The sequence below is a fragment of the Exiguobacterium sp. s48 genome, assembly GCF_018617395.1.
Classification (GTDB): domain Bacteria; phylum Bacillota; class Bacilli; order Exiguobacteriales; family Exiguobacteriaceae; genus Exiguobacterium.
This window is the reverse complement of the sequence record NZ_JACSKC010000001.1, coordinates 1,095,183-1,117,554: the sequence shown is the minus strand read 5'-3', so window position 1 is coordinate 1,117,554 and position 22,372 is coordinate 1,095,183. Positions and strand designations below refer to the sequence as shown.

General features: G+C 47.5%; 22 protein-coding genes. 21 read left to right on the top strand and 1 reads right to left on the bottom strand.

The window, feature by feature from the left end:
- Positions 1–8: 8 nt before the first annotated feature.
- Together prmA and KNO66_RS05775 are read left to right on the top strand one after the other, a co-directional pair.
- Positions 9–947, top strand: coding sequence for a 50S ribosomal protein L11 methyltransferase (prmA, locus tag KNO66_RS05780; RefSeq protein WP_214741256.1), 939 nt, complete (start codon positions 9–11; stop codon positions 945–947).
- Between the two features lie 3 nt (positions 948–950).
- Entirely contained in the window at positions 951–1,715 is a 765-nt protein-coding gene (locus KNO66_RS05775) for a 16S rRNA (uracil(1498)-N(3))-methyltransferase (protein ID WP_214741254.1), read from the top strand.
- 32 nt (positions 1,716–1,747) lie between these two features.
- Here KNO66_RS05775 and KNO66_RS05770 read toward each other — a convergent pair whose 3' ends face one another.
- Positions 1,748–5,404 carry a S8 family serine peptidase gene (locus tag KNO66_RS05770; protein ID WP_214741253.1) on the bottom strand — a complete coding sequence of 1,219 codons (3,657 nt, stop codon included), beginning with the start codon at positions 5,402–5,404 and terminating at the stop codon, positions 1,748–1,750.
- A 308-nt stretch (positions 5,405–5,712) separates the two neighbouring features.
- Here KNO66_RS05770 and KNO66_RS05765 point away from each other — a divergent pair, with 308 nt between their 5' ends.
- The 19 genes from KNO66_RS05765 (at position 5,713) to glyS (ending at position 22,367) form a co-directional block, all read left to right on the top strand.
- Positions 5,713–6,336, top strand: coding sequence for a class I SAM-dependent methyltransferase (locus tag KNO66_RS05765; RefSeq protein ID WP_214741251.1), 624 nt, complete (start codon positions 5,713–5,715; stop codon positions 6,334–6,336).
- A gap of 16 nt (positions 6,337–6,352) precedes the next feature.
- Positions 6,353–6,820 carry an S-ribosylhomocysteine lyase gene (locus tag KNO66_RS05760; protein WP_012726660.1) on the top strand — a complete coding sequence of 156 codons (468 nt, stop codon included), beginning with the start codon at positions 6,353–6,355 and terminating at the stop codon, positions 6,818–6,820.
- A 1-nt stretch (position 6,821) separates the two neighbouring features.
- Positions 6,822–7,760 carry a PLP-dependent cysteine synthase family protein gene (locus tag KNO66_RS05755; RefSeq protein WP_214741249.1) on the top strand — a complete coding sequence of 313 codons (939 nt, stop codon included), beginning with the start codon at positions 6,822–6,824 and terminating at the stop codon, positions 7,758–7,760.
- Positions 7,726–8,883, top strand: a complete 1,158-nt coding sequence (locus KNO66_RS05750) for a bifunctional cystathionine gamma-lyase/homocysteine desulfhydrase (RefSeq protein ID WP_214741247.1) — start codon at positions 7,726–7,728, stop codon at positions 8,881–8,883. The genes KNO66_RS05755 and KNO66_RS05750 overlap by 35 nt, the downstream gene beginning before the upstream one ends.
- Positions 8,884–8,990: 107 nt before the next feature.
- Positions 8,991–9,869: an EamA family transporter RarD gene (rarD, locus tag KNO66_RS05745; protein WP_214741245.1), complete on the top strand. Its 879-nt coding sequence runs from the start codon at positions 8,991–8,993 to the stop codon at positions 9,867–9,869.
- Positions 9,870–9,948: 79 nt separating this feature from the next.
- Positions 9,949–10,614 (top strand): deoxyribose-phosphate aldolase, encoded by a 666-nt coding sequence (gene deoC / locus KNO66_RS05740; RefSeq protein ID WP_214741243.1) that lies wholly within the window; start codon positions 9,949–9,951, stop codon positions 10,612–10,614.
- A gap of 74 nt (positions 10,615–10,688) precedes the next feature.
- Positions 10,689–10,883, top strand: a complete 195-nt coding sequence (rpsU, locus tag KNO66_RS05735; protein WP_029334745.1) for a 30S ribosomal protein S21 — start codon at positions 10,689–10,691, stop codon at positions 10,881–10,883.
- A 33-nt stretch (positions 10,884–10,916) separates the two neighbouring features.
- Complete coding sequence (locus KNO66_RS05730) at positions 10,917–11,366, top strand: GatB/YqeY domain-containing protein (protein WP_214741241.1); 450 nt, start codon at positions 10,917–10,919, stop codon at positions 11,364–11,366.
- A 133-nt stretch (positions 11,367–11,499) separates the two neighbouring features.
- The gene (locus KNO66_RS05725; RefSeq protein WP_214741239.1) at positions 11,500–12,012 is read left to right on the top strand and encodes an NfeD family protein; all 513 of its coding nucleotides are present in this window, start codon (positions 11,500–11,502) and stop codon (positions 12,010–12,012) included.
- The gene (gene floA, locus KNO66_RS05720; protein ID WP_214741237.1) at positions 12,009–12,995 is read left to right on the top strand and encodes a flotillin-like protein FloA; all 987 of its coding nucleotides are present in this window, start codon (positions 12,009–12,011) and stop codon (positions 12,993–12,995) included. Before KNO66_RS05725 ends, floA begins: the two co-directional genes overlap by 4 nt.
- A 5-nt stretch (positions 12,996–13,000) precedes the next feature.
- Positions 13,001–13,420 carry a hypothetical protein gene (locus tag KNO66_RS05715; RefSeq protein ID WP_214741235.1) on the top strand — a complete coding sequence of 140 codons (420 nt, stop codon included), beginning with the start codon at positions 13,001–13,003 and terminating at the stop codon, positions 13,418–13,420.
- 120 nt (positions 13,421–13,540) lie between these two features.
- Complete coding sequence (locus tag KNO66_RS05710; RefSeq protein ID WP_251125841.1) at positions 13,541–14,512, top strand: PhoH family protein; 972 nt, start codon at positions 13,541–13,543, stop codon at positions 14,510–14,512.
- A gap of 42 nt (positions 14,513–14,554) precedes the next feature.
- Complete coding sequence (locus KNO66_RS05705; RefSeq protein ID WP_214741233.1) at positions 14,555–16,642, top strand: HD family phosphohydrolase; 2,088 nt, start codon at positions 14,555–14,557, stop codon at positions 16,640–16,642.
- Positions 16,620–17,096 carry an rRNA maturation RNase YbeY gene (ybeY, locus tag KNO66_RS05700; protein WP_214741231.1) on the top strand — a complete coding sequence of 159 codons (477 nt, stop codon included), beginning with the start codon at positions 16,620–16,622 and terminating at the stop codon, positions 17,094–17,096. The genes KNO66_RS05705 and ybeY overlap by 23 nt, the downstream gene beginning before the upstream one ends.
- Positions 17,093–17,440 (top strand): diacylglycerol kinase family protein, encoded by a 348-nt coding sequence (locus tag KNO66_RS05695; protein ID WP_214741229.1) that lies wholly within the window; start codon positions 17,093–17,095, stop codon positions 17,438–17,440. The genes ybeY and KNO66_RS05695 overlap by 4 nt, the downstream gene beginning before the upstream one ends.
- 30 nt (positions 17,441–17,470) lie before the next feature.
- On the top strand, positions 17,471–18,379 hold the full coding sequence (gene era / locus KNO66_RS05690) for a GTPase Era (RefSeq protein WP_214741228.1): 909 nt from the start codon (positions 17,471–17,473) through the stop codon (positions 18,377–18,379).
- 3 nt (positions 18,380–18,382) lie between these two features.
- Positions 18,383–19,132 carry a DNA repair protein RecO gene (recO, locus tag KNO66_RS05685; protein WP_214741226.1) on the top strand — a complete coding sequence of 250 codons (750 nt, stop codon included), beginning with the start codon at positions 18,383–18,385 and terminating at the stop codon, positions 19,130–19,132.
- 294 nt (positions 19,133–19,426) lie between these two features.
- Positions 19,427–20,320 (top strand): glycine--tRNA ligase subunit alpha, encoded by an 894-nt coding sequence (gene glyQ, locus KNO66_RS05680; RefSeq protein WP_193343263.1) that lies wholly within the window; start codon positions 19,427–19,429, stop codon positions 20,318–20,320.
- Positions 20,313–22,367: a glycine--tRNA ligase subunit beta gene (gene glyS, locus KNO66_RS05675; RefSeq protein WP_214741224.1), complete on the top strand. Its 2,055-nt coding sequence runs from the start codon at positions 20,313–20,315 to the stop codon at positions 22,365–22,367. The genes glyQ and glyS overlap by 8 nt, the downstream gene beginning before the upstream one ends.
- Positions 22,368–22,372: the final 5 nt, after the last annotated feature.

Below are 22,372 nucleotides of genomic sequence, written 5' to 3'. Positions count from 1 at the left end.
TACGAGCGATGAAATGGTCTGAAATTTGTGTCCACACGACACAACTTGCGGTAGAAGCCGTATCGAATTTATTACATGAAGTGGGGGCACAAGGTGTCGTCATCGAGGACGTCGAAGATTTCGACCGAATGATGGCAGAAGACCATTTCGGAGAGATTTGGGACGTTTCAGATCGCGAAACGTATCCAACCTCTGGAGTGCACGTCAAAGCCTATATCCCGGCTTCTGCAGATTTCCAGGATGTGCTGTCGAATCTGAAAAAAGAAATTGAGCGACTTCGCCAGATGCTTGATATCGGTTCAGGGGAAGTCGAGGTCGTGGAAATTGATGAAGAGGACTGGGCACATTCTTGGAAGCAGTATTACAAGCCGGTCAAAATCTCACAACAGCTGACCATCGTTCCGCTATGGGAAGAGTACACTCCACAACCGGAGGAGAACGTGATTTTGCTTGACCCAGGCATGGCGTTCGGTACGGGAACTCACCCGACGACGATGCTTTGCATTCAAGCGATTGAGAACTATATCCAGGCGGGTGATCACGTCATTGACGTCGGAACAGGATCTGGGGTCTTGTCGATTGCGGCAGCAAAACTTGGCGCGACAAGCGTGAAGGCGCTAGATTTGGATTCGGTCGCCGTTGAAGCAGCTCGTCAAAACGTGGAAACGAACGGAGTAGGCGAACTCGTTCAAGTCGACACGGGCGATCTTCTGAAAGGTGTCGAAGGAGAATATGAGTTGGTCGTGGCGAACATTCTCGCTGATGTCATTCTCCTCTTCATCGAAGACGCCTATGCTCGCACGAAATCAGGTGGACGCTTCATTACTTCCGGTATTATCGGAGAGAAGCGGGCTGAAGTGACGGATGCATTGGTCGCAGCTGGTTTCGAGATTGAAGAGACGCGTGTGATGGAAGACTGGGTTGCGATTATCGCGAAGAAGGGATAAGCCATGCAACGATACTTCCTGACACCAGAAGCGTTCAAAGGAGACACGGTTACACTTCCCTCTGATGTAGTCCATCACATCGGGACAGTCTTACGACAAGGTCCCGGGTATGAAATGGTCTTATTGGACGGTACAGGTATTGAATATGCCTGTGAAGTGACATCGCTTGAGAAAAAAAGTGGGGAAGCAAAAGTCATGTCATCGCGTCAGTCGACGACGGAATTGCCAATCGAGGTCACCTTGGCGTACGCACTCCCGAAAGGGGACAAAGTCGAGCTCGTCGCCCAAAAAGCAACGGAGCTTGGCGTCCACCATCTGTTATTGTTCGAATCGACCCGCTCGATTGCCAAGTGGGACGGAAAAAAAGCTCCGAAAAAAGTGGAGCGGATTCAAAAGATTATGCAAGAAGCGGCTGAACAATCCTATCGTGCCGTGGTACCGACTTGCTCGTATATCTCTCCGAAAGAGCTCCATCAGAAAATGGATGACTATGATGCCGTCATTATCGCGTATGAAGAGTCGGCAAAAGATGGCGAGCAGTCTGCATTCGCGCAATTGTTGAGTCAATTGAAGTCGAAACAGCGTCTTCTCGTCATCACGGGCCCAGAAGGCGGCTTCGATTCAACAGAAATCAGTCAATGGACTCAGGCGGGAGCGGTCGCTTGCGCGTTCGGACCACGTATCCTTCGATCTGAAACGGCTCCACTCTATGCATTGTCTGCGATCTCGTTCGCACTTGAACTGAATGAACGACACGAAAACGGATGACCTCAATGAGGTCATCCGTTGTTTTGTGTCGTTTATTTTTTGTTGATTGTAATCACTTTCTTTGTCACGTTTCCAGCGAGGTCAGTCACTTCAAATGTGAATGTGTTTTTCCCTTTCGCTGTAACAGGAAGTGTGATGGTTCCTGTGCGTGAGAAAGCACGCATCGCATACGGTTCCTTCAACGTATGACTCCATTTCAAGTCCCCGTTCACACGAAGCTTGATCTCATCAAAGTTATCCGTCACCTTAACTTTCACGTTGACTGACTTCTGTTTAGACGATACGTTTTTCGGTACGTTCGTAACCGATAACGTGGCTTTCGTGGAGTCGACGAAAATCGGACGGACGAAGTTCGTCACGTTTCCAGCCGTGTCTTCTGCCATAAAACGAACTTTATGGAAGCCGTCTTTATATTTCCGTGTCGTATTAAACGTGTATTGGTCAGCGGTCGAGTCATATTTAAGTGGTACCTCGACTCCATCAACCATGAATGACGCAATCTCAGACGAATCTTTAATTTGTCCGATGATCGGCACGAGGGATGAACCGTATGGAGACAATGCTAAAGGTGCATCGACAAAAATCCCTGGTTTCGTCGCATCGTTTTCAGTAGAGACGTTTCGAGTGATCACGTTCCCGGCATTATCGGATACGCGAACTGAGAGCTGGTCCGTTGGTTCGAGCTGTGTATCGAGTGTGTAGTTCGCTGTATCGGATGCTTCTTTCTTCACAACTTCGCCGTTGATGAGGAATTCGATGCCGTTGATTCCAGCAAAGTCATCCGATGCTTTAACGCTTGCTACGTTATCATTCCAACGAAGCGTAAAGCGTGGGTCCGTATAATCTACTTTGACAGGGATGCGTAGCGATTGAGCTTGTTTCTTCATGTAATCGATGCTTGCTTCGATTTCGTAGTAGTACGTCCCCTTAGGTGCGTTCACCCCGTTCAGCTTCCCATCCCAAGCATTATCCGCTGCGTAATAGTAATAATCGCCACTTCCACCATCGAAGTAATTCTTTCTCAGTTCGTCTTCCATTTTGAGGGTGCGAAGGACGTTTCCTTTCGAGTCGACAATCCGATATTTGATGTCTTTTGCATTACGTAATAGCGAGAAGACCGGAGTCGCCGTGTCTTTTGACCCGTCTCCATCTGGTGAGATGGCAACCGCCTCACGAGCTACAGACTCATCTAGCTTTTCACCTAAGTAGTTACCCTCTGCATCGACCAATCCAGACACGCCGTAGAATGCACCTTCTCCATAAATGGTTTCGTCAAAGATCGGTGCCTTGCCCCAGTCTCCTTCGAATCCGACGAATGGAACGACGAGAGATGGGTGACCGTCTGTGCCGTTCGGGTCAGTCAAACGAAGGAACCCGTCGACGAAATAGCCGTTCTCAAAGACCGATTTGGCAGATACTGTGCCTTCTAACGTCTCTGGATTCAAGACTTTTGCTTTCGAAACATCGATTGAGACAGTGATTTCTTTTTTCTGTTTGGCTTTCAATGTGACTTTACTTGAATTCGATCCGTTGATTTTTACGATGGCTTGCTCGAGCGCTTGAGCTTCCATCGCGTTTTGAACGATTCCATCTTTGTTTTTGACAGCGAGGTCCGTTTGCAACGATGCGGCCACATCATAAGTCAACGATTCATTCGAGAGGTTCTCGACGACGACTGTGAACGATGCCTTACTCTTCGTCAATTCTTTTAACGCAACTTTTGCTTCTTTCGTTTTCTTCTCATATGCCACTGCCGGTGAAGTCACGGCTGCATGCAGTTGCATGAGTCCAGCTCCGGCACGACGTGGTGAGTAAGGGAGTGACTGTTGTAACTCTTGGTTATACGGTCCGATATCCGTGACAGGCTTCGATGTGTTGAGCATCAAGTTCTTCGCCATCGTAACGCGTGCCTTTCCACTTAATTTGAAGTCACGATCCACACGTTCTAAGACAAGGGCCGCCCCTCCGGCAACGTGTGGTGCTGCCATTGACGTTCCGCTCATCAACCCGTATTGGTTATCGTTAAACGTTGAGAAAATTTGTCCGCCTGGTGCCGAAAGCTCCGGTTTGAAATCAAGGTTCGGTGTGACACCCCATGATGTGAAATCAGACATCGCCCCGGCAGACCGGTTGTTGACGCTGATTCGGTCACCGGCAAACGTCAATTGAAGAGGACCTTCAGCTAATTTGTCTTTCAGTTCATTTCCATCCTGAATGCTGAGTGAAGCCATCGGGATTTGAGGTTGATCGAGAGCCATCGAGACATAATCACCGTGTCCGACCGCACCACGTACGATGACACCTGCTGCACCTTGTGCTTCAGCTGTTTTTTGAATCTTCGAGTAGAAATATCCGCCGTCGCGAACAGCGAGGACGAGTTTTCCTTTCACGTCTTTTCCTTCATAATTCTCCGGTTGCCCGTCTCCGACATACACGAGGTCATACGTTCCTTCCTTGAAGGCAGGACCGTCTTGTTTCTTCCATCCAATCTTTTCATCCCCGACACGGAATGCGTCCAATTGAATTTGATCATTCTCTAGGGACGCGACCGATGTCGATGCTTGGCTGACACTCGGTGCCCCGACGACACCTGTATCTGGGTTTGAAGCAGTCGGTAAGTCGAATCCGTGACCAAAGTATGCGGAGTTCCCGGCAGAAATCGACATAAAGATTCCATTGTCGACGGCACGTTGAACAGCTTGTTGTTCTGGCGAATCGGCATCGACGAACCCGGCTGTTGAGCCGAGACTCATGTTGATGACGTCGGCACCGAGTTTGATGGCATCATCGATTGCTTTGATGTAGATATCTCCATATGTAGAGGCATAGTTCGGATCGTTACTGAATACTTTTAATCCTAAAATTTGTGCTTCCGGTGCGACCCCTTTGATTCCACCGTTTTCCAAGTCACCGTTGGCGGCAACCGTTCCAGAAACGTGTTGTCCATGCATTGAAGCGCCAGGTGAATCGTCTTTGATGTCATCGTTCTCATCGTAGTAGTTATATGCGTATGGAACTTTTTCGTTCACATATTCACCCGGGAGACCGAATGCTGTAATGGCCTGGTTGACTTCTGATTTTGTCAATTCTGCTGTTTTTGCATCTGTAATACGGTAATCACGGTGGTTGGCATCAATCCCTGAATCGATGACGGCGACGACAGTACCTTCTCCAGCGAACCCGTAATCTCCCCACGTTTGTTCGGCTTGAACCATGCCATTACTCGTGATCATGTCCGGTTTGACTTCAGGGCGCTCGTACTCGTTGACGATGTGAACAGTCGCCACTTCAGGAAGTGCTTCGACCTTCGCGATTTCACTCGTTGATAAGAAAGTTGAGAAACCGTTAAAGACGGTCGTGAATTCTTCAATCGGTGTAGCGGTCACGCCTTGTTTCTTTAAGGCTGATTTAGCACGTTTTTGCTCTGATTGAACAGATTGTTGTGCCTTATTTTGTTCCGATTTTGTCAATTCGTTAAATTTCTTTCCTTTTTGAGCGGCTTCAGCAATGGCAGGATCACCGACGAGCTCGACAACAACGCGAACTTTTTTCTGTTTCTTCTCTAGAACCAGTTTCGGTTTAACAGAAGCTTCTGCTGAAACAGACGTTGTTCCAGCTTGAATCAGTGCAGGCGACAAGGCGATACATGTGGCGAGTGAAGCGTTTAAATAGAATTTTTTTCGTGACAACGTATAGACCCCCTAAAATTTGTTATTAACTGTAAAAATTACAGCATAAACTCACATTGAGAACTATCATATCGCTAATCAGATGAAAAAGAGTGGGTTTATTTGTAAATTAGGTAAGTGTTTTTGAACAAATTTTAATGTTCTGACAATTACTAAAGACCTAACACATAAGACCTATATCCAACTAGATGTGATGCGAGAATCTAGCGAATGACTTGAAATGAATAAAAAAACCTGTTAATGTAACGTTAAAGTTAAATACCAATAAAACATATCAAATTAGTAAGAATTAAGATTGGGGTAGCGATATGAACTTACCATTCATGGATATCTTTAAGGATTGGGCAAAGGATTATGATACGACGGTCGAGGGGCATGATGAGCAATATCACGAAGTGTTCATCGGATATGAGCAAATGCTCGATGAGGTTGCCCTACATGTCGAAGGGACGGTACTTGAGTTTGGTGTCGGAACAGGAAACTTGAGTAGTCGAATTATAAAGGGGCATCCATTGATTGCGATTGAACCGTCGCCGGAAATGCGACAGATTGCTGTTGAAAAATTGGGGATTGATGTGCTCGAAGGCGATTTCCTCCGTTATCCGGATTTATCAAATGTGGATACGATCGTATCGTCATATGCGTTTCACCACTTGACAGATTCTGAAAAGGCCACAGCGATCGGTCAATATGTCGAAGACTGGGAACATCCGAAGTTCGTGTTGCTTGATACGATGTTTGAGTCACCAGCAGCTCGTCAGGACATCATTGATTGGGCGACGACGAAGGGGTACTCGGACCTCGTCGAAGACTTAAATCGTGAATACTATCCATATACGTCAACGATTCGTTCCATGTTAGAAGCGAACGGATACAACGTGACGATGACGCAGAAAAACAAGTTTGTCTGGCTCGTAATAGCCACTAAATAACGAGGAGGAATTACTCATGAAAACATATAATGTTGAAAGCTTTAACTTGGATCATACGAAAGTACAGGCGCCATTTGTTCGTCTCGCTGGTGTGAAAGAAGGGACGGCTGACACGATTTATAAATACGATATTCGTTTCATTCAACCGAACGAAGGACTTATGCCGATGCGCGCGGTTCATTCACTTGAACATTTGATTGCCGAGAACAGTCGTAATCATTCTGAAGACATCGTCGACATCTCGCCGATGGGCTGCCAGACAGGCTTCTATTGGACGATGCTCAATGATGGGAACTACGAACGAATGCTTGACCTCGTGGAAGCGACGCTGCGTGATGCGATGAACGCTGAAGAACTACCGGCGCAAAACCCTGTTCAATGTGGGAATGCGAACCATCATGATTTTGAAGGAGCTAAGAAATTAGCTGCTGACATGCTCGCAAAACGTGACGAGTGGCATATCGTCTTCAAGGACGAAGCGTAAGATGATTGTCCGTGACGTCTATGAACTCATCGGGGACACACCGCTCATTGAACTTCGATCGCTTCCTGTACCAGCGAATGTCAAAGTGTACGGGAAGCTCGAGATGATGAATCCGGGTGGAAGTGTTAAAGATCGACTCGGGATGAATTTGATTGAACGGGCAATCGAGCGTGGCGATATCGCTTCAGGTGGTACGGTCATTGAGCCGACAGCTGGGAACACAGGAATTGGGCTTGCACTCGCTTGTCAGCGATATGATATCCGTCTCATCACTGTGACCCCGGAAAAGTTCAGTCAAGAGAAGCAGGCGTTGATGCGACTGCTTGGAGCGACCGTCGTCAACACGCCGACCGAACTCGGCATGAAGGGTGCGATTGCACATGCCATTGAGTTGGCTAAAGAACATGACGCCTATGTCCCAGAACAGTTCTCGAATCCCGACAACCCGGATGCTTACGTCGACATTCTTTCCCATGAGTTATTGAAAGATGTGCCACAAATTGACGTATTTGTAGCGGGAGCGGGGTCAGGTGGAACATTCACCGGTGTCGCCAAATCATTAAAGCCACTTGGAACGAAAACTGTCGTCGTGGAGCCGGTCGGTTCCATTTTGAATGGCGGTGAACCAGGACCACATAAAACAGAAGGAATCGGCGTTGAAAAATGGCCACCCTTTTTGGAGAGGGCTTACGTCGATGCGATTCATACCATTACAGATGAGGAAGCCTTCTACTACGTGGCACATTTAGCGAAACAGGAAGGTTTGCTCATCGGTAGTTCTTCAGGCGCTGCCATTGCAGCATGTGTAAAAGAAGCGAATCAATTGACGGAAGGCACGATTGTCACCATCTTGCCTGATAGTGCAGAACGATATTTAAGTCAAGGAATTGTCAAGGAGGCAGAACATGCGTACAAAGACAGCACTCATTCACGGCGGTAAAACGACGGACCCGTTGACAGGGGCCGTCACGCCACCGATTTATCAAACGAGCACGTATAAGCAAGACGGGATTGGCAACTTGCGCGAAGGATATGAATATTCACGCTCGGCAAACCCGACACGAACGGCTTTGGAAACATTGATTGCCGATATCGAAGGCGGCGTACAAGGTTTTGCATTCGGATCTGGGATGGCAGCCATCTCGACGGTGCTTATGTTATTGAAATCTGGAGACCACGTCATCGTCGGGTCTGATGTATATGGAGGAACATACCGTGTATTCAATCGAGTATTTCAGTCACGAGGCTTGGAAGCAACTTTTGTCGATACATCCGATGAAGCAGCGGTTCGGGATGCGCTTCAAGCGAACACGAAGATGATTTATGTCGAGACCCCGACAAATCCTCTCTTGAACGTGACGGACATTCGGGCGATGCGTCAGATTGCCGATGAAGCAGATGTGTTACTCGTCGTGGACAATACGTTTATGACGCCTTACTTCCAAAATCCGATTGATCTTGGTGCAGACTACGTCCTTCACAGTGCCACGAAGTACTTAGGTGGACATAGTGACGTCGTAGCGGGACTTGTTGTCGCACGTACGGAAGAGCAGGGCGAGGCGTTGGCGTTCCTTCAAAACTCTGTTGGCGCAGTCCTTGGACCACAAGATAGCTTCCTCGTTGTACGGGGAATCAAGACGTTGGCTGTTCGGATGGAAGAGATTGAATCGAATGCACGAGCATTGGTTGAATTCCTTCAGTCGAACGAGTCTGTATCACGCGTGCTCCATCCAAGTGTATCCAGTGTGGAAGCGAAGCGGATTCATTTATCGCAGGCACGTGGATTCGGTGGGATGATCGCATTCGATGTCGGTTCAGCGGAAGCGGCAGAAATGATGGTCGCGAAGACGAAATACTTCACGCTCGCAGAAAGTTTGGGTGCGGTCGAGAGTTTGATCAGTGTCCCGGCACGCATGACACACGCATCGATTCCGGCTGAACGCAGAGCAGAACTTGGCATCACCGATGGGCTCGTCCGTATTTCTGTCGGACTTGAGGACATTGATGACTTGATCGAAGACTTGGCACAAGCATTAACAGCAATTGAACAAGTGAAACAATAAACGGTCAGGGCGCGATTTCGCGCCCTTTTTTCATGAGACAAAAGTCTTGTATCGGGAGTCTTTCATCGACTAAACTGTCTTTAACTTGTAAGAGAGCGGGTGAACGTGTGAATAAGGGAGTATGGACGACAATCGGGGCGTACGTCATGTGGGGCGTCCTTCCGATTTATTGGAAATTTTTACAAGAGGTGCCGAGTGGTCAAATCTTGGCGCATCGAATCGTTTGGTCCTTTTTATTTATTTTGCTCGTCCTAAGATGGACAAATCAGTGGAAAGAATTCGGTTACGCCATTCGACACCGTGCTACGAGAAACGCGTTCATGTTAAACGGGTTCATTGTCAGTACAAACTGGTTTGTCTACATATGGGCTGTTAATCACGGCTATATTATTGAGGCGTCTCTCGGGTACTACATCAATCCCCTTGTCAGTATGGTGTTAGGGGTGCTTGTCTTTCGGGAATCATTAAACCGAGTCCAATGGATGGCAGTTGGAATTGCATCAGTAGGCGTCCTCGTCTTGACGTTAGGGTATGGTACGTTCCCATGGATTTCATTCGTCTTGGCGAGTACCTTTGGATTTTATGGCATGGTGAAGAAGCGCCGTCCTCTTGCTTCGACGGTCAGTCTTGGAATTGAGACATTAGCGGTCGTACCCGTTGCACTGATCTTCCTCGGGAATCAAATTGTCACAGACAAAATTGCCTTGGACCTCTCGCCGGTGATTTGGGTGGCGCTTCTGGGAACAGGCGTGGTGACGGCACTTCCACTATTGTTGTTTGGTTACGGAGCTCAGCACATCCCGTTTACGCTTGTCGGGTTTCTTCAATTCATTGCACCGACACTTAGCTTGATCATCGGGGTCGTCATGTACCATGAACCGTTCACGTCATATCATGTCTTTGCCTTCACCTGCATTTGGCTCGCTATTTTCTTCTTTAGTTGGAACAGTTGGGTCGTCGCCCGTAAACGTCGACAGTTGATTTGAATTTGAAAGCTGTTACATCTCGAAAAAACATGGTAATATGTTAGATGTCAGACTTATTTGTCAGAGGAGGAAATGAATAATGGAATTAGCCCGTTATATCGACCACACAGCTTTAAAAGCTGAAACAACAAAAGATCAAGTTACAACACTTTGTGCAGAAGCGCTCGAATATAAATTCGCAAGCGTTTGTGTCAACCCGACATGGGTCAAGTATGCTGCAGAACAACTCAAGTCAGATGATGATGTCAAAGTATGTACAGTCATCGGTTTCCCACTTGGAGCTAACACGCCTGAAGTAAAAGCATTCGAAACAAAAGATGCGATTGCTAATGGTGCAGATGAAGTAGACATGGTCATCAACATCGCAGCACTCAAAGATGGCGACTACGACCTCGTAGAGCGTGACATCCGTGCGGTTGTCGAAGCGGCAAACGGTACACTCGTCAAAGTCATTTTTGAAACATGCATGCTCACAAAAGAAGAAATCAAAAAAGCTGCCGAACTTTCAGTGAAAGCTGGAGCAGACTTCGTCAAAACATCGACTGGTTTCTCAACAGGTGGCGCAACAGTCGAAGACATTCGTCTCATGCGCGAGACGGTCGGACCTGACATCGGCGTAAAAGCTTCAGGTGGTGTCCGTGACTTCGAAGGTGCGAAAGCGATGATCGATGCTGGTGCGACACGTATCGGGGCATCAGCTGGTATCGCAATCGTCACTGGCGGTCGTTCAGACAGCGACTATTAATAAGTGGTTGACCACACGACTTAATTTCACTATAATATGATATGACGTGTGAAACACGTTTCCTTAGTCGTGTAATTCGGAGGGAGGGAAAACTAGTGGAAACTCGTGTCCGTAAAAACGAATCGCTTGAAGACGCTCTTCGTCGTTTCAAACGCGGTGTTTCGAAAGATGGCACACTTGCCGAAGTTCGTAAACGTCGTCACTACGAAAAGCCAAGCGTAAAACGTAAATTGAAATCAGAAGCTGCGCGTAAGCGTAAGAAATTCTGATTCCAGTTTCATTTGTAGAGAGGGTGTTGGCTCATGAGTCTTCAAGAACGCTTGACGGACGACATGAAGCAAGCCATGCGCGCGAAACAAAAAGATCGTCTCACGACGATCCGAATGGTCAAAGCGTCGCTCCAAAATGAGGCTATCAAACTAGGTCGTCAAGATCTTACCGAGGAAGAGGAACTCACGGTGCTCAACCGAGAGATGAAACAGCGCAGAGACTCCCTCCGAGAATTCGAAAGCGCTGGTCGTGAAGACCTTTCTTCCAAAGTGGCAGAAGAAATTGTCGTCCTAGAAGCCTATATGCCTGAACAACTTTCAGAAGATGAAGTGACTGCCATCGTCCAAGCGGCTATTGCCCAGACGAACGCAGCTGCTCCGTCAGATATGGGTAAGGTAATGGGCGTCGTCATGCCGCAAGTTAAAGGCAAGGCAGACGGTGGTCTTGTGAACCGAATCGTCAAACAACAATTGACGAATTGATGAGAAAGTAGAAACTTTTCGGGAGACCGAAAGTTTCTACTTTTTTTTGCGTATTCTGAAACCACATTCATTCTCGTTTCGTATACACTAGAGATAGGAGATAGCTTTGAATTTGGAAGGGGGTAGCAAGGCGATGACATTTGGTCTCGGAGTGATTCTGACAGTCTTTTTTGTCGGAGTCGTCCTTCTTGGAATTGAAGTGTTCGTAGCAGGGTTTGGATTGTTCGGTTTGCTCGGGATTGGTGCAGTCGTTGCCAGTTTGATTATGGCAGGTGCGACAATCGGGCAGTTATGGCTCTCGCTTGGTTTGGCGGCTGCCGTACTCACGGGTCTCGGATTTTGGGCGTATCGCCGTTTGAGTACGAATCGACCGCTCATTTATAAAGGGCTGATTTTGACGGACTCGACATCGACTGAAAAAGGTTACTTGTCCCACGAGGATCGAAAACAGCTTCTTGGGAAGATAGGTGTCACCTTGACACCACTTCGCCCGGCCGGAACTGCCGAAATCGATGGTGAACGACTCGACGTCGTGACAGAAGGTGGCTATCTCGATCAGCATACAAAAATTCAGGTATATAAAGTGGATTCAGGACGGATTGTCGTTCGAACCTTTATAGAACCGAAGGAGGATGTAACAGAATGACACCAGAAATATTGACAACGTTACTCATTACAGGTGGAGGATTAATTGCCCTTGCTGTGTTCTTCACGTTTGTACCGGTCGGACTATGGATCAGTTCGTTTGCAGCAGGAGTCCATGTATCCATCTTCACATTAATCGGGATGCGCCTTCGTCGCGTCATTCCTTCAAAAATTGTGAACCCGTTGATCAAAGCGGTCAAAGCAGGAATTGAGTTAAATACGAACCAACTAGAAAGTCACTTCTTGGCGGGTGGTAACGTAGACCGCGTCGTGAATGCATTGATTGCGGCTCACCGTGCGAATATTGAGTTGTCGTTCGAACGTGCCGCTGCCATCGACTTGGCTGGTCGTAACGTACTCGAGGCCGTACAGATGTCTGTTAACCCGAAAGTCATTGAGACACCATTCATCGCAGGTGTGGCAATGGACGGGATTGAAGTGAAAGCGAAAGCTCGGATCACGGTTCGTGCAAACATTGATCGCCTCGTCGGTGGTGCGGGGGAAGAAACGATTATCGCCCGTGTCGGGGAAGGGGTCGTTTCAACGATTGGTTCACAAAACAATCATAAGCACGTGTTAGAAAATCCTGATATGATTTCACGTACTGTCCTTACAAAAGGGTTAGATTCAGGAACAGCATTTGAGATTCTTTCGATCGATATTGCCGACATCGATATCGGTAAGAACATCGGTGCGGTCCTTCAAACAGACCAAGCAGAAGCGGATAAGAAAATCGCCCAAGCGAAGGCGGAAGAGCGCCGTGCGATGGCGATTGCCCGCGAACAAGAAATGAAATCTTCTGTAGAAGAAATGCGTGCAAAAGTAGTCGGAGCCGAAGCCGAAGTTCCGCTCGCGATGGCAGAAGCGTTGCGAAACGGAAAACTTGGTGTCATGGACTACGTGAATTATTTGAACGTACAAGCAGATACCGAGATGAGAAAAGCAATCGGGGCACCTGTTGATTCTGATTCAGATAGTGAGTGATTGATATGGATGGACTTTGGGTACTCTTGTTAGCCGCCTTCGGAATCGCCTCGGCGGTGATGAAGCGGCTTGAAAAGTCATCTTCCTCTGGTGAGCGTCCTCAAAGTAGTGAATTGAAACGCTATTTAGATTCAGTAGGGGACGTCATGAAAGAGATTGAAACGGCATTCGATGACCCGGACGAAAAACCCGCCCCACAAAAGGTGAGGCGTCGAGTTGCTCGAACGGTAGAAGAGCGACCGGTTTCCCGTGAACGACAAGTCGACATGCCGAAAGTGAGTGCGCAATTTGAACAAGCGGTTAAAATTCCACCGATTCAACAGGAAAAGAAACCGAAACAACTGAACGTTTCGAAGAAGCGAATGCGAGAAGCTGTCATTTGGAGTGAGGTATTACAACCTCCAATCTCGAAACGAAAGAAGTGAACGGAGGGCAGTAACGCCATGTTACTGCCTTTTGCTTATGGAAATTGCACGGTCTTTCTTTCACGATAGGCGTGATAGTGCTAAAGTAAAAGAGGAATAACCGATTTTGATGAGGGGGCAATGCATCCATTGATTATGACTGATAAAATACCATTCGTCATGGAACACGCGAACGAAGCGCAAGCTTTACTCGGACCGAAAGATGAAGTGTTCCAAGCGATTGAAACAGAATTGAAAGTGGCACTCATCCCAAGGGGTGAGGAGTTGATTATCCAAGCCGATACGGCTGAGACTCTTGAATTGACGAAACAAGTGATCATCACCTTGCAGACCTTAGTGAAGAAAGGTGCCCGGCTAAACGAAAGTGATGCCATCAGTGTCATCCAACATATCCAAGTCGGAAAAGGAGATGAGTTGCTCGAACACTACGAGCGCGTCGTCTTTACAACGAACAAGGGGAAACCGATTCGGGCCAAAACGGTTGGACAGAGCCGGTATGTTCGTGCGATTGAGCGACGGGACCTCGTTTTTGGAATTGGACCGGCCGGAACCGGGAAAACCTATTTGGCTGTCGTCCTTGCGGCGCGTGCTTTAAAGGAAGGTCAGGTCAAACGGATCATTTTAACGCGACCTGCAGTGGAAGCGGGAGAGAACCTTGGATTTTTACCGGGAGATTTGAAAGAAAAAGTAGATCCATATCTCCGCCCATTGTATGATGCACTATTCGATGTGTATGGGGTAGAGCAGACGAACCGTTTGTTGGAGCGGGGTACGATTGAAGTGGCTCCTCTCGCATATATGCGTGGACGCACGTTAGAAGATGCCTTCGTCATTTTGGATGAGGCACAGAATACAACAAAAGAACAAATGAAGATGTTTTTGACGCGGCTTGGTTTTGGATCGAAAATGGTGGTCACGGGGGATTTGACCCAAGTCGATTTACCGAAAGGCAAAGCATCGGGATTACAGGAGGCGTTACGCCTGTTAGAGGGCGTGGACGGCATTCATTTTGAACACTTTAGCGCCTCTGACGTCGTTCGTCATCCGCTCGTCAAAAAAATCATCAACGCCTATAGTACGGACCTGACTTAAGGTTACAGGAGAAGTCATCCTATCGTGAAAGGGGGGGCACGAATGCAACAAGCTAAAAACTGGACAGTCGCGATGATTTCGCTGATTTTCTTTCTCTTATTAGGGGCAATCCTTTACTTTACCGTGCGCCCGTCTATCATCAGTGTGGAACCGTTAGGAATTGCCGAGCAGGACATTCGTTCTCCGATTACGGTCGAAGATCGGGACGCGACCGAACGGTTGAAACAGGAAGTGACGAATGGAGTCGGCAGTCAATTTTCTCTCAGAAAAGAGTTTGCCGATCAACAAATTGCGAAAGTGGAGCAATTGTTTGCAGCGTTCGACAAGACAGATGACGACACGGAACTAGCGGACATTAAAAACCGTCTAAATTCCACAGAGGCGAACGGGGTACTCGCTGACGAGGAATTGAACTCGCTTCTTGAAGCGAGTGAAGATACGCGTCAAACGGTCGAGGACGTGACTGTGACCGCATTACAGCAAGTGATGGATAATCGGATTGAAACGAGCAATGAGGCCGTCGCGGCAGCGCGAGACCGTGCCGCTGCCATTATCGACCAATCACCTCTCTCGTTCGAATTTCGAGCGATCTCAAAGACGTTGAGTGATGAGCTCATCGTTCCGAACTACGTGTTCGACTCTGAAGCAACACGTCAAAAAGAGCAGGAAGCCGTGGATGCCGTTGACCCGGTAATCATTCAGGAGGGGCAGCTCCTCGTCAGTCAGGGAGAGGTTGTCACGCGGGAAACGTACCGGAAGCTTGAATTATCAGGCGCCATTGACCCGAACCGCTCTCTCGCTCCATTATTTGGATCGTTTTTACTAAGTGCCTTATTAACAGGCGGTTTTTTATTCATGCTGATTCGCTCGAAGATTAAAGATTTGTTGCTAAGTCCAAAAATCTTAGTGACGGTGTATGGGTTATTGCTGTTACAACTTGGCATCTTCTTTGGGGTCGGGTACATCGGCGTCGACTATACGACATATGCCTATATCTTGGCGCCAACCGCGTTTGTCGTCTTACTCTTACGCATTTTGATTGATGAGCGAGTCGCTCTCGCTTCAGCTTTCATCACAATGATTGCCGGGAGTATCGTCGTCACATTCGGGCAAAGCACAAATTTCATGACGTTGGTATACGTTGCGACAGGTAGTTTTTTAGCCGTCTTTTTGGTTGAACCGAAAATTCAGCGAAAGCGTTTATTCTTGTCGGGCGTGTTTCTCGGTCTCGTCAACATCATCATGGTGATTGCCTTACTCTTACTACGGAACGTGCAAGTTTCTTGGGAAATGGCGATGTATCTTTCAGGATTTGCCGTCATCAGCGCCCTATTGTCGATTGTTTTGACATTTGGTTTCTTACCCTTCCTCGAACCATGGTTCGGCGTCCTATCATCTGGTCGACTTGTTGAATTGATGAGCCCGACCCATCCATTGTTACGTAAGCTTTTGATGGAGGCACCCGGTACGTATCACCATAGTATGATGGTGGCGAACTTGGCAGAGTCCGCATGTGAGGCGATTGGCGCAGATGGTCTCCTCGCGCGTGTCGCGAGCTATTATCATGATCTCGGAAAGACGGAGCGTCCGCTTCATTTCATCGAAAATCAGCAAGGTGGAGGGAATCCTCATGATCGCCTGACACCTGAAGAATCGGCGGATATCATTATGGCCCATCCTTATGATGGAGCCGATTTGTTGCGACGGTATAAATTGCCAAAAGAAATCATTGATATCGCCGAGCAACATCACGGGACGTCTCTATTAAAATATTTCTTCGTGAAAGCGAAAGAAGATCACGAAAAAGATGTAGTCGAGTCTCGCTTCCGTTATCCTGGACCGAAGCCACAAACTCGTGAAGCAGCGGTCGTCATGATTGTCGACTCGATTGAAGCGGCCGTCCGTTCACAGAAACAACCGACACCAGAGAAGATTCGAATGCTCGTTCGCGCCATCATTCGAGATAAGTTGGCGGATGGTCAGTTTGAAGACTGTGAATTGACGACACGAGAAATTTGGCGCGTCGGTGAAAGTGCCTGTGAGACGTTGACCGGATTATTCCATGAACGAATCGAATACCCAGAATTAAAGAAAGAGGGAGAACTACATGCAAATCATCTCGAACGATGAACATGAATTGTTAACAACATCTCAAATCGAACTCGTCGAGTCGATTCTACAACATGCCGCACAGTTAGAAGAGGTGGAAGAACCAAGTGAACTGTCGGTCACGTATTTAACAAATGCGGAAATCCATGAGGTAAACCGGGAGTGGCGAGGGAAAGACGCACCGACAGATGTCATCAGCTTTGCATTTGATGAGATGGGGGATGACGAGATGGATTTCGTGCTCGACGAAGATGAACCACATCTTCTCGGTGATTTAGTCATCTCAGTCGAACGTTGTCGGGAGCAGGCAGCAGACTATGGTCATTCGTTTGAGCGGGAGCTTGGCTTTTTAGCAATCCACGGATTCCTTCATCTTCTTGGGTATGATCATATGACACCTGAGGAAGAGGCGGAAATGACCGCGAGACAAGAGGAAGTGCTCACTCACTTCGAATTGAAGAGAGGCAACGTGTGAAACCGTTCCGTGTAGCATGTGTCGGCTTGTTCCATGCCATTCGAACAGAACGAAATATGCGACTACATCTCATATCAGCGTTACTCGTTTTCGTCTTTGCAATATGGCTACAAACGACTCGAATCGAGAATGTCATCTTACTGATATGGGTCGTTGCCATCATCAGTTTAGAGATGATGAACACTGCGATTGAACGAACGGTCGATCTCGTGACAAAGGACGTCCATCCCCTTGCGAAGCAAGCGAAAGATGTAGCCGCGGGGTCCGTATTGGTCGCCTCCGCCGGTGCTGCCGTAACGGCACTCATAATATTCGGTCCTCGGCTATGGAACATGCTATACTAATAGTTCTGAAATGGAGAAAGCAGGTGCACTATGTATCAAGAAGATTTTAAATCTGGATTCGTGTCGATCATCGGTCGACCGAACGTCGGAAAGTCGACATTCCTAAACCGTGTGATCGGGCAAAAGATTGCCATCATGTCGGATAAACCTCAAACGACTCGAAATAAAGTACAAGGTGTGTACACGACGGATGATTCTCAAATCATCTTCATCGATACACCAGGGATTCATAAGCCGAAGCATCGTCTCGGCGATTTCATGATGAAAGTGGCAACGAACGCTCTTCGCGAGGTCGATGCCATTCTATTCATGGTGAACGTGACAGAGCCACGTGGTGCCGGTGATGACTTTATCATCGAGAAATTGAAAGGCCTTGATACACCGATCATCCTCGTCATGAATAAAATCGATTTGATTCATCCGGATGAACTTCCAAAGGTGATTGAACAATATACGAATGAACTGGATTTTGCGGCATATGTCCCGATTTCTGCGTTACAAGGGAATAATGTCGATCCACTATTAGGTGAAATCAAGAAATTGTTGCCTGAGGGACCGATGTATTACCCAGCTGATCAAGTGACGGACCACCCGGAACGATTCATCATCTCGGAGATGATTCGTGAGAAGGTACTGCATAAGACACGCGATGAAGTGCCGCACTCGATTGCTGTAGCCATTGAATCGATCAAGAAACGTGAGAACTCTGAGATGATTGATGTCGAAGCCGTCATCATGGTGGAACGTGATTCGCAAAAAGGAATCATCATCGGGAAGAAAGGTGCCATGCTTCGTGAAATCGGAACGGATGCGCGACAAGATATCGAGGCCCTTCTCGGTACGAAAGTCTATTTAAATCTGTGGGTGAAAGTACAGAAAGACTGGCGTAACAAAATGGGTCAGCTCCGTGACCTTGGTTTCCGCGACGACGAGTATTAAGCCATGTTACAAAAAGTCACGGGAATTGTCATTCGCACCGTTAATTATGGGGAATCGAATAAAGTCGTGACACTGTTTACAGAGGAACTTGGTAAAGTCGCGATGATGGCGCGAGGCGCAAAGAAACCAGGCAGTCGGTTTCATGCCTCGAGTCAGCCGTTCGTGGAAGGCGTCTACATCTTTCCATTCAGCCGTGGGCTTGCGCAATTGAAGTCATCCGATGTCGTCACGTCATTCCCGGAAATCCGGAAAGATGTGGAACGGATGGCGTATGCGATGTATTGGTTGGAACTCGTTGACCGTTCTGTCGAGGATCGTGTCCAAAACCGTCCACTGTTCCGGATTTTACAGGATGCACTCCAAGCATTAAATGCAGGAATGGATGCCGATGTAATCACCCATCATTTTGAATTAAGGATGTTACATCTGTTAGGGGTGTCTCCTGTATTGACTGGATGTGTCCGATGTGGCGATGTGACAGATCCTATGTACTTCTCTGTCACATCAGGTGGTTTTTTATGTGCGAAACATCAAGAAGAAGGTGCCGTTCGATTGTCAGAGCGCCTTGCGAAATTGCTCTATCTGATGAGTAAACACGAATTATCAGAGTTTCGGAATGTACCATTGTCTGATGAGTCCAGAATTCTCTTACGACAGCTCTTTGATGCGTATATGGAATCATACAGTGGACTGCGATTAAAGACGAAGCGAGTACTCGACCAAATGATTCGACTTCATCTGAATGAGGATTGACTTTTTAAGGTGAATCCGATACGATGAGTTACGATTAGACAAATGAAATAGCGTGCGCGATGAAGGAAAAAAGTAACTCTTCCTGTCATGAATGAAGCGAGTCCGGGTTGGTGTGAGCCGGGCGTCATGAGAAGAGCGAATGGCGATTCCAGAGCGCCCACATCTTTTAAGAGTGGCCCCATTATTGGGGCAAGTAGGGTGGAACCGCGGGAATCAATCCCGTCCCTATGTGCTGGGCACATAGGGGCGTTTTTTGTCGTTTCAATACTATTGGAGGTGTCATTAATGAAGCACATGACAGTGCAAGAAATCATTCTCACGCTACAAAACTTTTGGGCGTCAAAAGGTTGTTTGACGATGCAGGCGTACGATGTAGAAAAAGGAGCCGGGACGATGAACCCGATGACGTTCCTTAGAAGCTTAGGTCCAGAACCATGGAATGTTTGTTATACAGAGCCATCACGCCGACCGGCTGACGGTCGTTACGGGGAAAACCCGAACCGTCTATATCAACACCATCAGTTCCAGGTGATCATGAAGCCGTCACCGAGTAACATCCAGGAGTTGTACTTAGAGAGTCTTGAATTGATTGGCATCAATCCGCTCGAGCATGACATCCGTTTCGTCGAAGACAACTGGGAAAACCCGACGTTCGGAGCAGCGGGTCTCGGTTGGGAAGTTTGGTTGAATGGAATGGAGATCACACAGTTCACGTACTTCCAACAAGTCGGTGGAATTGAGTGTGACCCGATTGCCGTGGAAATCACATACGGACTTGAACGTCTCGCTTCCTATATTCAGGAAGTAGAAAGTGTATTCGACCTTGTTTGGACAGATGGATTCAAATACGGCGACATCTTCTATCAACCTGAATTTGAACATTCGAAATATACGTTCGAACTGTCTGATGTTGATATGTTGTTCACGTTATTTGATACGTATGAGAAAGAAGCGAAGCGTGCGCTTGAAGAAAACCTTGTCTTCCCTGCATACGACTACATTTTAAAATGTTCGCATACGTTCAACTTGTTGGACGCGAAAGGCGCTATTTCTGTGACAGAACGTACAGGGTTTATCCAACGTGTCCGAAATATGTCACGTGCGTGTGCCGCTAAATTTATTGAAGAACGGGAACGCCTTGGTTTCCCACTTTTGAAACAAGAGAAAGCAGGTGACTTGAATGCGTGACCTTTTGTTAGAGATTGGATTAGAGGAGCTACCGGCTCAATATGTCTTACGTTCAGAGAAACAGCTGGCGGAACGTGTTGATGCGTTTTTAAAAGAGGCGCGTGTTGATTTTGGCTCGATCGAAGTGTACTCGACACCACGCCGGTTGGCTGTCATCGTTCGTGATGTAGCCGAAACACAACAAGACTTGACAGAAACCCTTCGTGGACCGGCCAAGAAGATTGCGCAAGATGCGGACGGCAACTGGTCAAAGGCGGCGCAAGGTTTTGCTCGCGGTCGTGGACTCACGGTAGAGGACCTTTATTTCGCAGAAGAAAAGGGAGTCGAGTACGTCTTTGCAGAGCGTCATGAAAAAGGACAAGAAACAGTTTCGTTATTAAACGGACTTGAAGACGTAGTCCGTAGCATGACGTTCCCGAAAAATATGAAGTGGGGAACGAGCAGCCTACGGTATATGCGCCCGATTCGTTGGTTGATCGCACTCTTTGGTCAAGACATCATCGACTTCACAATCGAAGGCGTGAAAACGAATAACGTGACACGAGGTCATCGCTTCCTCAGTAAAGGAGACGTTGTCGTCAACTCATCTGGTGAATACGTAGAAGCACTAGAAGCTGCCTTCGTCATGGCAAACTACGAGACGCGAAAAGCCGAAATCGAACGTCAAATTCAAGAGCTTGCCGCGAAACAAGGATGGACAATTCCACTTGATGCCGACTTGTTGGAAGAAGTAACAAACTTAGTCGAGTGGCCGACTGCACTCTTTGGTGAGTTTGATGAGACATATCTTGATTTACCGGAAGAGGTACTCATCACGACGATGAAAGAGCACCAACGCTATTTCCCGGTCTATATCGATGGTACGTTAAAAAATTATTTCGTTACCGTTCGAAACGGGAATGCCGACCATCTTGAGAATGTCGCACGCGGGAACGAAAAAGTCATTCGTGCGCGTCTTGCGGATGCCGTGTTCTTCTATGAAGAGGACAAAAAGACGAAGATTGATGATCAGCTCGGTCGTCTTGACCGCATCGTCTTCCATGAAAAATTGGGAACGACTGGAGCAAAAACGCGTCGTGTAACAGAAATCGCGAAGTCGCTTGCGCCGTTATTTAAAGCTGACCTCGAAAAAGTAAATCGTGCTGGTGCGATTCATAAGTTCGACCTCGTCAGTCAAATGGTATATGAGTTTACAGAACTTCAAGGCATCATGGGTGAAAAGTATGCGCTTCAGCAAGGTGAGGACAAGGAAGTCGCGGCTGCAATCCGTGAACACTATATGCCACGCTTCGCAGGAGATGCCTCTCCCGAAACGGCAACAGGTGCTGTGCTCGCCCTTTCTGACAAACTGGACTCGATTGCCGCATTCTTTGGTATCGGTATGATTCCGAGTGGTTCACAAGACCCGTTCGCGCTTCGTCGCCAGGCCCAAGGTGTTGTCCAAATTCTTGGGGATTGGAAGATTGACCTATCAATCGACAAACTTCTTTCAAAAGTTGTCGAATTGCAACTAGAAGCAGGACTCTATGAAGCCGATAAAGAACAAGTTAAAGCACAACTTGATGAATTCTTCAAACTACGCTTGAAATATCGCCTACAAGAGCAACAGGTTCGTTATGATGTGATTGATGCTGTATTGACAACAACGCTTACGGTCGATCGTTTGGATGCTCGTGCCCACGCGATTCAAGACTTTGTATCGAACGATGCGAAAGCGTTGATTGAACAGTTATCACGTGTCGTCAACATCTCGAAAAAAGGTGAATCGGGTGACGTCGACCCTGCCTTGTTTGAGAATGATCAAGAAGTTGCGTTACACGAAGCAATCGAACAGACAGCTTCTGAAACGATGAAGGCCGTTCAAACGGGTGATTACAACAAAGCGTTACAACTTCTTCAAACGCTCGAAACACCGATTATGATGTATTTCGAACATACAATGGTCATGAGTGAGGACGAGGCCATTCGCCAAAATCGTCTCCATGAAATGAACCGACTTGCAACGACGATTAAGAGTGTCGCAGACTTCAACGCGCTCGTACTCTAAACAAA